Annotated in this window: 8 protein-coding genes; 4 read left to right on the forward strand and 4 right to left on the reverse strand. The window is 46.1% G+C overall.

The genetic code is table 11. From position 1 onward, the window contains the following. Positions 1 to 392 precede the first annotated feature (392 nt). The 4 genes from ftsH2 to QUB70_RS03140 all read left to right on the forward strand — a co-directional run bounded on the left by ftsH2 (position 393) and on the right by QUB70_RS03140 (position 7,795). Positions 393 to 2,282: an ATP-dependent zinc metalloprotease FtsH2 gene (gene ftsH2 / locus QUB70_RS03125; protein ID WP_332978274.1), complete on the forward strand. Its 1,890-nt coding sequence runs from the start codon at positions 393 to 395 to the stop codon at positions 2,280 to 2,282. 229 nt (positions 2,283 to 2,511) lie between these two features. Continuing rightward, entirely contained in the window at positions 2,512 to 3,801 is a 1,290-nt protein-coding gene (locus tag QUB70_RS03130; protein WP_332978275.1) for an aminopeptidase P N-terminal domain-containing protein, read from the forward strand. 220 nt (positions 3,802 to 4,021) lie between these two features. After that, the gene (locus QUB70_RS03135) at positions 4,022 to 6,568 is read left to right on the forward strand and encodes a PAS domain S-box protein (protein WP_332978276.1); all 2,547 of its coding nucleotides are present in this window, start codon (positions 4,022 to 4,024) and stop codon (positions 6,566 to 6,568) included. A 6-nt stretch (positions 6,569 to 6,574) separates the two neighbouring features. Continuing rightward, positions 6,575 to 7,795: a hybrid sensor histidine kinase/response regulator gene (locus QUB70_RS03140; protein ID WP_332978277.1), complete on the forward strand. Its 1,221-nt coding sequence runs from the start codon at positions 6,575 to 6,577 to the stop codon at positions 7,793 to 7,795. Positions 7,796 to 7,819: 24 nt separating this feature from the next. On the opposite strand, the gene QUB70_RS03145 is transcribed toward QUB70_RS03140, so the two are convergent. The 4 genes from QUB70_RS03145 to QUB70_RS03160 all read right to left on the reverse strand — a co-directional run. Then, complete coding sequence (locus QUB70_RS03145; protein ID WP_332978278.1) at positions 7,820 to 8,401, reverse strand: D-glycero-alpha-D-manno-heptose-1,7-bisphosphate 7-phosphatase; 582 nt, start codon at positions 8,399 to 8,401, stop codon at positions 7,820 to 7,822. 104 nt (positions 8,402 to 8,505) lie between these two features. Continuing rightward, a complete protein-coding gene (locus QUB70_RS03150; protein WP_332978279.1) occupies positions 8,506 to 9,630 on the reverse strand; it encodes an ATP-binding protein in 1,125 nt (374 codons plus the stop codon). Next, the gene (locus tag QUB70_RS03155; RefSeq protein WP_332978280.1) at positions 9,627 to 11,858 is read right to left on the reverse strand and encodes a WD40 repeat domain-containing protein; all 2,232 of its coding nucleotides are present in this window, start codon (positions 11,856 to 11,858) and stop codon (positions 9,627 to 9,629) included. The genes QUB70_RS03150 and QUB70_RS03155 overlap by 4 nt, the downstream gene beginning before the upstream one ends. A gap of 1 nt (position 11,859) precedes the next feature. Beyond that, on the reverse strand, positions 11,860 to 13,171 hold a 1,312-nt coding region (locus QUB70_RS03160; RefSeq protein WP_332978281.1), incomplete at its 5' end, for a WD40 repeat domain-containing protein.

The raw sequence follows: 13,171 nt of genomic DNA on the forward strand, positions 1-13,171 counted from the left end.
TCACCATTATCATGCCTTATCCCTTGACACTGCCACGCTTAAAGACAGTGGGTTTTGAGGCGATTCTTCTAACTCTACCTAGATCGGTATCGAAATCAGCACCAAACATTATATTCGGGACGATCGCCCTTAATGGATTTTAGATTGTAGATTGTAGATTTTTAGATTTTTAGATTTTAGAGGCGACAACAGGGGTCGCGATCCGGGGGCTTGTACCCTGGATGGTTTCGGTCGAGGCGTATTCTCGATCGATACCTGCGGCAATACGGCCTGTTGCCTGAGAGTACATTGTTAAGTTAAATTTAGTTAAGATTCTGAGTGTAAACTTTTGTCGCACTCCGCCGACACCGCGATCTTATCCGATCGATCCCCAATTCGAGGCATCCGCATTTATGAAAATTTCTTGGCAAACTATACTACTTTGGACTTTACCCGTCTTAGTCATCGGCTTTTTCTTGTGGCAGGGGGCCTTTGCCCCATCTCCTGCAGAAATGACCAAGAACACCGCCAGCACCCGCCTGAGCTACGGTAGATTCTTAGATTACTTAAACGCCGATCGAGTCACCAGCGTTGACCTTTACGACGGAGGTCGGACGGCTATTGTCGAAGCAGTCGATCCTGAACTGGACAATCACGTACAGCGGTGGCGGGTGGACTTGCCCTCAAATGCCCCGGAACTGGTTTCTAGACTCAGAGACTCCAAAATCAGCTTCGACACTCACCCCCTGCGGAACGACGGCGCAGTCTGGGGACTTTTAGGCAATCTAGTATTTCCCCTCTTGTTAGTAGGAGGGCTGTTCTTCCTCTTCCGGCGCGGTGGCGGCAACGTTCCCGGCGGCCCGGGCCAAGCCATGAATTTTGGCAAGTCCAAAGCTCGCTTTCAAATGGAAGCTAAAACAGGCGTACTGTTTGACGACGTAGCAGGCGTTGAGGAAGCCAAAGAAGAACTTCAAGAAGTCGTCACATTCCTCAAAAAACCCGAACGCTTCACCGCAGTCGGGGCGAAGATTCCCAAAGGCGTGCTGCTAGTGGGGCCTCCCGGAACCGGCAAAACCCTTCTGGCAAAAGCGATCGCAGGCGAAGCAGGCGTGCCTTTCTTCAGCATCTCCGGTTCGGAATTTGTCGAAATGTTCGTCGGTGTCGGCGCTTCCCGCGTCCGCGACTTGTTCAAGAAAGCTAAAGAAAATGCTCCTTGCATCATCTTCATCGACGAAATCGATGCAGTGGGCCGCCAGCGCGGCGCAGGTATCGGCGGCGGTAACGACGAACGGGAACAAACCCTGAACCAGTTGCTGACCGAAATGGACGGTTTTGAGGGCAATACTGGGATTATCATCATTGCGGCCACGAACCGCCCCGACGTGCTCGACTCAGCGCTGCTGCGTCCGGGACGTTTTGACCGCCAAGTTAGCGTAGATACGCCGGATATTAAAGGCCGGTTGGAAATTTTGGAAGTTCACGCGCGCAACAAAAAGCTGTCTGCGGAAATTTCTTTGGACGCCATCGCCCGCCGCACTCCTGGTTTTACCGGGGCTGATTTGGCTAACTTGCTCAACGAAGCGGCTATTTTAACAGCGAGACGCCGCAAAGAAGCGATTACGATGCTCGAAGTTGACGATGCAGTCGATCGCGTGGTAGCAGGTATGGAAGGCACTCCCTTGGTGGACAGCAAGAGCAAGCGCTTGATTGCTTACCACGAAATCGGCCACGCGATCGTCGGTACAATCATTCAAGCCCACGATCCCGTTCAAAAAGTTACCTTAGTTCCTCGCGGACAGGCCCGCGGCTTGACTTGGTTCATGCCCAGCGAAGACCAAGGTTTGATTTCTAGATCGCAAATTTTAGCCCGGATTAGCGGTGCTTTGGGCGGCCGCGCAGCCGAAGAAGTTGTTTTCGGCGATGCCGAAGTAACCACCGGTGCCGGCAACGACTTGCAGCAAGTAAGCGGCATGGCCAGGCAAATGGTGACTCGCTACGGGATGTCTACCTTGGGCCCGATCGCCCTGGAAGCCCAGCAAAGCGAAATTTTCCTCGGCCGCGACTACACCGCGCGATCGGAATATTCCGAAGAAATTGCCTCTCGGATTGACGGACAAGTTCGAGCAATTGTCGATCGCTGCTACGATGACGCCCGCCGAATTATTCGCGAAAATCGCACCGTGATCGATCGCTTAGTCGATTTGTTGATCGAAAAAGAAACCATCGACGGTGAAGAGTTGCGCCTAATCGTCTCTGAATACACTTTTGTTCCTGAAAAAGAACAGTACGTTCCTCAGCTTTAAAAAGTGAATATTCAGAAATATTCAGGGCGAATAGAATTCGCTCCTACACAAACAAAGTCCGCCGACGCGGACTGAAGAAATTCAACCCGCGCAGGCGGGTTTTGTCTGTGTAGCAGCGGTTTTAACCGCCGAGTTGATTTTTGAGAGAATAACCGCAGGGTAGTTAACCGCGCACCCTATACTTGTGTAGGCTAAAATCTAAAATCTAAAATCTAAAATCTAAAATCGGATGACAAACTCCAGCGAATACCGGCAAAGACGCGAACAGTTAATGGCAAAAATTGGCAGCGGGACGGCGATATTTCGCAGCGCCCCCGCAGCCGTCATGCACAACGATGTAGAATACGCATACCGACAAGATAGCGATTTTTTCTACTTAACCGGTTTCAACGAAGCGGAGGCCGTAGCAGTGCTCGCGCCGCACCACGAAGAACACAAATTTGTCTTGTTTGTGCAGCCAAAAGACTTGGAAAAAGAAACTTGGCACGGTTATCGCGCCGGAGTTGAAGGCGCTAAGGAATTGTACGGCGCGGATGAAGCGTTTCCCATCGCCGAACTTGCAGAAAAATTGCCGAAATATTTAGAAAAAGCCGATCGCATATACTATCACTTCGGGCGCGATCGTAGTTTCGACCAAACAGTCCTCAATCACTGGCAGGGCTTGATGAAAACCTACCCGAAACGCGGCACGGGCCCGACAGCCATCGAAGATTCCAACATCATTTTACACCCGATGCGGCTGGTGAAAAGCGAAACAGAATTAGCATTAATGCGAAAAGCCGCTAATATCTCAGTTGCAGCGCACAACCGCGCTCAAGAATTCGCAAAACCTGGCAGGTACGAATATGAAATTCAAGCAGAAATAGAACATACTTTTGGCTTAAATGGCTGCACTCCCGCTTACCCTTCAATTGTTGCATCAGGTTACAATTCCTGCGTCCTCCACTACATCGAAAACAACCGCCAAATGCAGGAAAACGATTTGCTGCTAATAGATGCAGGTTGTGCTTGCGGCTACTACAACGCCGATATTACTCGCACGTTTCCTGTTAGCGGCAAATTTACAGCCGAACAACAGATAATTTATGACTTAGTTTTGCAAGCACAATTGCAGGCAATTAGTCAAGTATTTCCGGGAAATCCTTACAGCAAAATTCACGAAACAGCAGTGCGCGTTTTGGTGGAAGGTTTAATGGATTTAAAACTTTTGGTCGGGGACATTGAAGAGATAATTAAAGAGGAGAAATACAAGCCGTTTTATATGCACCGCACCGGGCATTGGCTGGGATTGGATGTACACGATGTCGGCGTTTATCAGTACGGCGAAAATCCGCAAGTTTTGCAGGCAGGACAAGTGCTGACGGTGGAACCGGGGATTTATATTTCTCCTTATATTAAACCCGTTGAAGGACAGCCGGAGGTTCCTGAAAAATGGCGCGGTATTGGCGTGAGAATTGAAGATGATGTTTTGGTGACAGTTGACAGCCATGAAGTCTTGACGGCGGGAGTTCCTAAATAAAGGCAGTTCGGCAACGGATTTTGTAACGGATTTAGCGGATGTAACGGATAGAAGGCAGTTCGGCAACGGATTTTGTAACGGATTTAGCGGATGTAACGGATAGAAGCAGGGCGATGCACCGCACCTCTATAATTCGCGCGTCTAACCATTTTTTGACCTTAGTTCTGTTAATGTTAGGCTTGAAAAAGCTCAAGTCCGCAACTGCAAAACATAGAGCATTATGTGTATTGATCCTACAAAGGGCGATCGACCTCTGGAAACCTGCGAAGCATTAGTAGCAGAGCAAAAAGCAAAAATTCGACAACTAGAAGAGCATTTGCAGCAGCAGAGAGAATTGTGCCAGAAATTAGAAGCACAAGTCAAAGCAGTCGAGAATGCTGGGTTTTCGAGTTGTGCAACTGAAGTTGATATCACCGAGGACGATCGCATTCAGTTAATCGCATCTCTAGAAAAAAGCCAGGAAATGTACCGAACTCTCATCAAACATTATCCGAATGGTTCGGTGTTTTTGTTCGATCGCAATTTGCGCTATACTCTGGTTGACGGTCAAGGTTTGGCAGCAGTTGGTTTGTCTAAAGAACTGTTGGAAGGCAAAACCTTGTGGGAAGTATCGCCACCTGAAGATTTGCCACTTTTTGAGACTACATATCGCGCGGCTTTGGCAGGAAAAGAGAATACTTTTGAATACAAATACGGCGATCGCGTTTATTCAACAACAATTGCTCCAGTCAAAAACGACCGGGAAGAAATTTTTGCAGGAATGGTCGTTACTCAAGATATTACCGACAAAAAACAGGCAGAAATAGCGCTGGAAGAAATCAAAAATCAGCTAGAAATTAAATATCAAAAGCGCACTGAAGACTTGAAAACAGCCAACAATCAATTGCAGGAAGAAATTATCTGTCGCTGGCGCGCCGAAGAAGCTCTGCGCGAAAGCCAGGAACAGCTAGAATTGTTTTTCTCTCAATCTTTAGATGGCTTTTTCTTTATGATGCTGGACGAACCGATTCACTGGGACGATACAGTTGAAAAAGAAAAAGTTTTGGATTACGTGTTTGCTAACGGGCGGGTAACGAAGGCAAACGATGCTTTGATCGCTCAATACGGAGGTACTAGGGAAGAGTTTATTGGCCGGACGCTTTACTCTTTGTTGTCCCACAACTTGAGTGGTGGCAGAGAGATAATCAGACAATTGTTTGATGCTGGCAGAATTCACATCGAAAATGACAATCGCAAGTTTGACGGGGTTCTAATTTGGGTGGAAGGCGACTATATTTGCATTTACGATTCCCACGGCAGAATCGCGGGCTATTTTGGCGTGCAGCGCGATATTAGCGATCGCAAAAAAACCGAAGCAGCACTGAAAGAAAGCGAAGAAAGGTTCCGACAGCTAGCAGAAAACATTGAAAGCGTGTTTTGGATGGTAAACGTTCAGCCCCAGGAAATTATTTATATCAGTCCGGGTTACGAAAAGATTTGGGGCAGAAGCTGTGCTGATTTGTATGCTTACGGGCGCTTTTTTGCAGATTCCCTCCATCCAGAAGATCGCGCTCGCGTTATTGATAATTTAACTAAAAAAATTGAGTCTGAAGGCGAGATAGAATATCGGATTGTCAGACCAGACGGTAAAATTCGCTGGATTCGCGATCGGGCTTTTCCGATTAGAAATCAAGCGGGTAAAGTTTACCGCATCGTGGGTATTGCAGTAGATATTACCGCACGCAAACAGGCCGAAAAAACCATCCGCGAAAGTGAAGAACGCTTCCGCCAACTAGCAGAAAATATCCAAGATTCCTTCTGGCTAATGTCTGCGGAATTCACCGATTTATTGTATCTGAGTCCAGCTTACGAACAAATCTGGGGGCGCAGTCGCGAAGAACTGTATGCTGAACCCTTAAAAATGATGGAGTGGGTGCATCCAGAAGATAAACATTTTTTGGAAGAGGCAATGGGGCTAGTGTTGCAGGGCGAGTCCACCAATATCGAATATCGGATTTTTCGGCCAGACGGCACAATGCGCTGGGTGTGCGATCGAGCTTTTTCCATTTACGACGAATCGGGCAAAATTTACCGCATCGCGGGTATTGGCGAAGATATCAGCGATCGCAAATTGACCGAGACCCGCATCCAAGCAGCACTCCGCGAAAAAGAAGTATTGATCAAAGAAATTCACCACCGAGTCAAAAATAATATGCAGGTAATTTCCAGCTTGCTGCAACTTCAAGCTCAATACATTGAAGACGAATCCACGCTAGCTTTATTTGAAGAAAGCCAGACCCGCATCCATTCAATGGCTCTGATTCACGAGCAACTGTATCAATCCGAACATCTCGATCGCATTCACCTTCCCCCCTACGTCGAAAACTTGATTGCTAATTTGTATCAATCTTTTGGTTGTGGCAACACTGCCATCCAATTCAATCTCAACGTTGCTCCCATTTATTTAAATATAGAAACAGCAATTCCTTGCGGTTTAATTATTAACGAATTGGTTTCTAATTCGTTAAAATATGCTTTTACTAAAAGTTTGAAGGGTTTAATTACTGTTAAATTTTCTGAACTAAATTTTCAGCTATTTCAATTAATTATTCAAGATAACGGTCGCGGATTTCCGGCTGATTTTGACGTGGAAAATACTGAAACATTAGGATTGCGATTAGTGAGAATGTTGGCTTACCAATTAGATGCGACTATTGTCATTGACAGTCTGTGTGGAACCTGCTACACTTTGACTTTTAAAGAGTTAAATTATCGGCAGCGCCTTTAACGACAAATGAACCCTATAAAAATTTTGGTTGTAGAAGACGAAGTTATTGTAGCCCAAGACATAGCAGGTCGATTAAAAAAACTCGGATATGCAGTAACAGCTACAGTATCTTCAGGAGAAGAAGCAATTCAAAAAGCGATAGAAAACCCGCCCGATTTAGTGTTGATGGATATCGTGCTTAAAGGTGAGATGGACGGGGTAACAGCGGCCGAAAAAATCAGAACTCATAGGAATGTGCCGACAGTATTTTTAACAGCTTATGCCGACGATCAAACGCTGCAAAGAGCGAAACTTACAGACCCATTCGGTTATATTATCAAACCATTTCAACAAAATGATTTGCGGGTGGCGATCGAGATTGCCCTGCACAGACACGAAATCGAAACTAAGATGCGAGAATCTCTCCAAGCTGCGGAAGCAGTCAGAGAGTCGGTGGAAGAAAAATCGCACCGCCAAAACCAGTATATTTCAATGGCCGCTCACGAATTGCGGAACCCGCTCAACGCGATTTTAATCTCTGCGGAACTCCTAGAGCTCGATCGAACTCGCAGCAGTGACGAATCCCAAGTTAGAACCCTGCGGCTGGTGCAATCAGCTACCCAGAAGATGAACCAGCTAATCGACGATATGCTGTTTATGGGTCGCGCAGAATCAGGCCAACTCAAATGCAATCCATTACCGATAAATTTAGTCGAATTTTGTCAAAACTTGCTCGATCAATTGCAGTTAGGAAATGAAGCCAAGCACAAACTAACATTAATCTCATCAGATGTTACCAGCGCCATATTAGATCGACAATTGCTGCACGGCATTATTTCTAACTTAATCGTCAACGCCATCAAATATTCCCCAAACGGCGGGCAAGTTACCTTGGAATTGGAATGCCGTCAAGCAGGCGAAGGAGGCAAAGAACCTATTTTCTGCTTATCTCCTCAGTGTTTGTTTGGCAATTCCCAATTTACAAATATTAACTCCCCCTTACTAATTCTGCGTATCCGAGACGAAGGTATCGGCATCCCAGAAACCGAATTAGGTAAAATATTTGAAATGTTCTACCGCTGCAAGAATACTGGGAAGATTAAAGGTAACGGTTTGGGATTAACAATTGTTAAAAAAGCTGTGGAATTGCAAGGAGGTGCGATCGCCTGCGAAAGCAAAATGGGCATCGGTACAACCTTCACAGTCGCGCTTCCTTATGTAGCACTTTCCTTTAAGACTCAACGATAAACAACTTAAATGCCACTACAAACACTAATCAAAGTGTTGCAAAATCCAATCCACCGCCGTCGCTAAATTTGCTGTAATAAAATCCGGTTTAGCATGGTGCTGATACTCCCCGCTCAACACACTTTCTCCGTAACCAGTCTGCACCAAAATACCAGTACAGCCGGCATTGTGAGCCATATCAACATCAGTCGCTTTATCCCCCACCATAAAACTATTTCGCAAATCCAAATCGTGCTCCCAAGCCGCCGCTACCAACATCCCCGTATTTGGTTTTCGCCAAGTCGAATACCGCGTAAATTCTAGGTTTGTTCCGCCTTCGGCTGCACTTAAATAAGGACAGTAATAAAGAGCATCTAACTTGGCTCCTGCTTCTTTTTCTAATAACTGACACAGGCGTTTGTGCAAAGTTTCTACGTGGCTGACGGGATAATAACCCCTCGCTGGGCCGGATTGATTGGAAACCAAACAACAAAATATTTTTTGGTCATTTAAACGGCGTACAGCTTCGGCTACTCCGGGGATTAAATGCAAATCTTCTACTTTGTGAATGTAGCCGGCTTCGATATTGAGAACGCCATCTCTGTCAAGAAATACTGCTCGTTTCATGGTTGTACTATATTTGATATAACTCGGCGATTGAAATCGCTTCTACACAAACAAAGTCCGCCTGCGCGGACTAAATAGAAGAAATGCAAATCTAGGTAAATTCGTCATTCTAAAAGGGATTGTTTTTCCAGCCATTCGCGGAAGCTGGCATGATACAAGCTATAGCAAATTTCTACTCCCATTTCCTGCTTATTTAAGAATTCGATCCAATTGTCTAACGCTTTTTCAACATCATATTCATCCTCATCAATTATATTGGCGATCGCACTTACAGACAAACCTGTTGTGGATTGTACCAAAACATTCAGCACAGACAACTCGATCGCCGATAAGCCATCACCTCTCATCCGCAGCCAGTGGTTTTGATAATACGCTGCTAAACCGGGAGGAAGTTCAGAGACAAGCGAGGACTCCCCCAGATTAGCATCGGGGTGTGAATCCTCGTTAATGGCAGGTAACATCTGACTCAGATACATGAAATTGTTTTCGCTGACAGTGGCGAATTGTTGGCAGAATTCGGGTTGAGTTAAATCCGGTGCGGTTGATAGGTATTGCTGAATGTAGTTAAGGGCATCTTCGCGATTTTGGGCGGGATAATCTCTTAAATCGAGGGTTTGAGAGGGCGTTTCAATTAACAAACCGGATTTTTCTCTCAAAAACGGGCGGCGGGCGAGGATAAAATAAGTACGATCGCCCAAATATCTCGGCAGGTAAAACAGATTGGTACTGGGAGGCTGACTCGTGCGGGCGATCGCGTCTACAGAATCAATGACAATTATCAACCGTTGGCGATCGTCTAATTTATCGCTAATTTGCTGAAGCAACAAAGACAGAAACCAACTCCCATCATGGGATTCTAGATTTTGAATTTGAGATTTGAGCTTGACAATTTCCGATGTTTCCCCATTGGCGGCAAGGTATTTGTCAATCAGTTGAGTGCAGACTGAAGCGAGAAAATCTTCAGCTCGATTTTTGCCCTCAACTGCAGCGTTGTAATAGATACTGCGAGGATGGGCGGTGACATATTGGGCGAGGATGGAACTTTTGCCGCAGCCGGGAGTGCCGACAATTGTGAAATAACCGCGGCTGTGGGAGGCTAGAAAGTCGGAAATGGCAGAAAATACAAACTTGCGCCCTGTAAAATTATCGCTTTTTTCTCGCAGGAGTTGCTGAAATTCCTTTGGGTAAGCAGCGGTAGAGATGGGAGTTGCCAGAGGTGAGGAATTCATGTTAGTGCCTCCATCCCTTCTAGCCGCAGGAAATATACGCGACCGGATTCCTCGCCTGCTACAATTGTCAGTCCATCGGGTGCAATAGCGCAACAGGCGATCGAACTTTTACACGCGAAACTAGCAATGACATTATTTCCACTCGACAAATCCCAGACTTTGACGGTGTTGTCATCTGAACCAGAAATTGCTAGCTTCCCATCTTCCGTGACGGCTACTGTATTTACTGAGTAACTGTGACCTTCAAGAGTAAACTGTTCCTTTCCAGTGGTTAAATCCCAAACTTTGAGGGTTTTGTCATCTGAACCAGAAATTGCTAGCTTCCCATCTTCCGTGACAGCAACTGCATTTACTGAGTTGCTGTGACCTTCGAGAGTAAACTGTTCCTTTCCAGTGGTTAAATCCCATACTTTGAGGGTTTTGTCATCTGAACCAGAAATTGCCAGCTTGCCATTTTTCGTGACAGCAACTGCATTTACTGAGTTGCTGTGACCTTTGAGAGTAAACTGTTCCTTTCCAGTGGTTAAATCCCATACTTTGAGGGTTTTGTCATCTGAACCAGAAATTGCCCGCTTGCCATCCGACGTGACAGCAACTGCATATACCGATTTGCTGTGGCCTTTGAGAGTAAACTGTTCGTTTCCAGTGGTTAAATCCCAGACTTTGAGGGTTTTGTCTGTTGAACCAGAAATTGCCCGCTTGCCATCCGACGTGACGGCTACCGAATTTACCAAGTAGCCGTAACCTTCGAGAGTAAACTGTTCCTTTCCAGTGGTTAAATCCCAGACTTTGAGGGTGTCGTCCCACGAACCAGAAATTGCCCGCTTGCCATCCGACGTGACGGCTACCGAATTTACCAAGTAGCTGTGACCTTTGAGAGTAAACTGTTCGTTTCCAGTGGTTAAATCCCAGACTTTGAGGGTTTTGTCTGTTGAACCAGAAATTGCCCGCTTGCCATCCGACGTGACGGCAACTGCATTTACTGAGTCGCTGTGACCTTCGAGAGTAAACTCTTCCTTGCCAGTGGTTAAATCCCAGACTTTGAGGGTTTTGTCTGTTGAACCAGAAATCGCCCGCTTGCTATCCGACGTGACGGCAACTGCATTTACTGAGTCGCTGTGACCTTCGAGAGTAAACTCTTCCTTGCCAGTGGTTAAATCCCAGATTTTTATGGTTGTGTCTCTTGAAGCAGAAATGGTCCGCTTGCCATCCGACGTGACGGCAACTGCATATACTAAGTAGCTGTGACCTTCGAGAGTAAACTGTTCGTTTCCAGTGGTTAAATCCCAGATTTTTATGGTTGTGTCATCTGAACCAGAAATTGCCCGCTTGCCATCCGACGTGACGGCAACTACATTTACTGAGTAGCTGTGACCTTCGAGAGTAAACTGTTCGTTTCCAGTGGTTAAATCCCAGACTTTGAGGGTGTTGTCAAATGAACCAGAAATTGCCCGCTTGCCATCCGACGTGACCGCAACTGCATATACTGGGTAGCTGTGACCTTTGAGAGTAAACTGTTCGTTTCGAGTTGTTAAATCCCAGACTTTGATGGTTTTGTCTGTTGAACCAGAAATTGCCCACTTGCCATCTTCCGTGACAGCAACTGCATTTACTGAGTTGCTGTGACCTTTGAGAGTAAATTCTTCCTTTCCCGTTGTTAAATCCCACACTTTGAGGGTGTTATCATCTGAACCAGAAATTGCCCGCTTGCCATCCGACGTGACGGCGACTGCATTTACCGAGTTGCTGTGACCTTGGAGGGTGCGTAGCAATCCCCTGCGAGGGGGAGTTAAACAGGGTGTCAAAGGACGCAACCAAGGTGCTGCTTTCCACTGCTTTGCTACCTCCAACATTGCCTGAATCTGAGGCATTTCAAAGTACAGTAAGCGCCCTAACAATTGTTCCGCCAGTTTGGTCTTATCTCCATCCAAAATATCGGCTGACATCCACAGTACCGATTGAATCAAGTCCAGGGCTTTCGCTTTTTCTGGGTTGTACTCTCGTTGAGTTACTGCTTCTGAAGCGTCAAGCAAATTGAAATCATCAATAAGTGCCTGCACTCCAAAGTCAGAATGCTGAATCTTTGCTATCAGAAAGTTAAAGTCTGTCAGTTTTTGATAATACTTTTCTAAATTCCCTGACTTAACATAATTTGGCAGTAAGCTGCCCAGATAAGCACGTTGATAGAAAAGTGGTTTAGCCGCTAACTTGTCAGCAAATTCTCCCATCTCACGCCATCCCCTCTTCTAAATACTCAGCAATCCCTTCTAGGCGCAGGAAATATACGCGTCCGGATTCGTCGCCTGCGACAATTGTGACTCCATCGGGTGCAATGGCGCAACAGGGGATCGAACTTTTACCTGTGAAACTGGCAATGACATTTCCACTTGACAAATCCCAGACTTTGATGGTTGTGTCATCTGAACCAGAAATCGCCCATTTGCCATCAGCAGTGACGGCTACTGCATTTACTGAGTAACTGTGACCATAGAGAAAAAACAGTTCCTTTCGAGTTGTTAAATCCCAGACTTTGATGGTTTTGTCATCTGAACCAGAAATCGCCCATTTGCCATCAGCAGTGACAGCTACTGCATTTACCGAGTCCCTGTGACCCTTGAGAGTAAATTCTTCCTTTCGAGTTGTTAAATCCCAGACTTTGAGGGTGTTGTCATCTGAACCAGAAATCGCCCGCTTGCCATCCTCTGTGACAGCTACTGCATTTACCGAGTTGCTGTGACCTTCGAGGGGAAACACTTCCTTTCGGATTTCTAAATCCCAGACCTTGAGAGTGGTGTCATCTGAACCGGAAATGACCATTTTGCCATCACTGATGATGGCTACTGCATTTACCAAGCTGCTGTGACCATTAAGAGTAAACTCTTCCTTTCCAGTTGTTAAATCCCAGACTTTAAGGGTTTTTTCCCAAGAACCAGAAATTGCCCGTTGCCCATCAGCAGTGACGGCTACTGCATTTACTGAGTTTCTGTGACCAGTGAGAATAAATTTTTCCTTTCCAGTGGTTAAATCCCCGACTTTCAGGGAGTTGTCCCATGAACCAGAAATCGCCCGCTTGCCATCAGCAGTTATGGCTAGTGCTTTTACCAAGTATCTGTGACCATTGAGAGTAAACAGTTCCTTTTCAGTTGTTAAATCCCAGACTTTGATGGTGTTGTCAAATGAACCAGAAATTGCCCGCTTGCCATCCTCCGTGACGGCTACTGCATTTACTGAATTGCTGTGACCATTGAGAGTAAACAGTTCCTTTCGAGTTGTTAAATCCCAGACTTTGACGGTGTTGTCAAATGAACCAGAAATTGCCCGCTTGCCATCAGCAGTGATGGCTAGTGCATTTACGGAGTTGCTGTGAACTTTGACAGGAAATAGTTCCTTATGTACTGAGTTGCTGTGAACTTTATTTACTGAGTTGCTGTGAACTTTAAGAGGAAACTCTTCCTTTGGAGTTGTTAAATCCCAGACTTTAAGGGTGTTGTCCAAAGAAGCAGAAATTGCCCGCTTGCCATCCTCCGTGACGGCGACTGCA

The sequence above is a fragment of the Microcoleus sp. A003_D6 genome (assembly GCF_036702825.1).
Lineage (GTDB): Bacteria > Cyanobacteriota > Cyanobacteriia > Cyanobacteriales > Microcoleaceae > Microcoleus.

Bases quoted from the DNA above. Each gene is read 5' to 3' on its own strand.
- ftsH2 (WP_332978274.1), top strand. From the start codon at position 393: ATGAAAATTTCTTGGCAAACTATACTACTTTGGACTTTACCCGTCTTA.
- QUB70_RS03130 (WP_332978275.1), top strand. From the start codon at position 2,512: ATGACAAACTCCAGCGAATACCGGCAAAGACGCGAACAGTTAATGGCA.
- QUB70_RS03135 (WP_332978276.1), top strand. From the start codon at position 4,022: ATGTGTATTGATCCTACAAAGGGCGATCGACCTCTGGAAACCTGCGAA.
- QUB70_RS03140 (WP_332978277.1), top strand. From the start codon at position 6,575: ATGAACCCTATAAAAATTTTGGTTGTAGAAGACGAAGTTATTGTAGCC.
- QUB70_RS03145 (WP_332978278.1), bottom strand. From the start codon at position 8,401: ATGAAACGAGCAGTATTTCTTGACAGAGATGGCGTTCTCAATATCGAA.
- QUB70_RS03150 (WP_332978279.1), bottom strand. From the start codon at position 9,630: ATGAATTCCTCACCTCTGGCAACTCCCATCTCTACCGCTGCTTACCCA.
- QUB70_RS03155 (WP_332978280.1), bottom strand. From the start codon at position 11,858: ATGGGAGAATTTGCTGACAAGTTAGCGGCTAAACCACTTTTCTATCAA.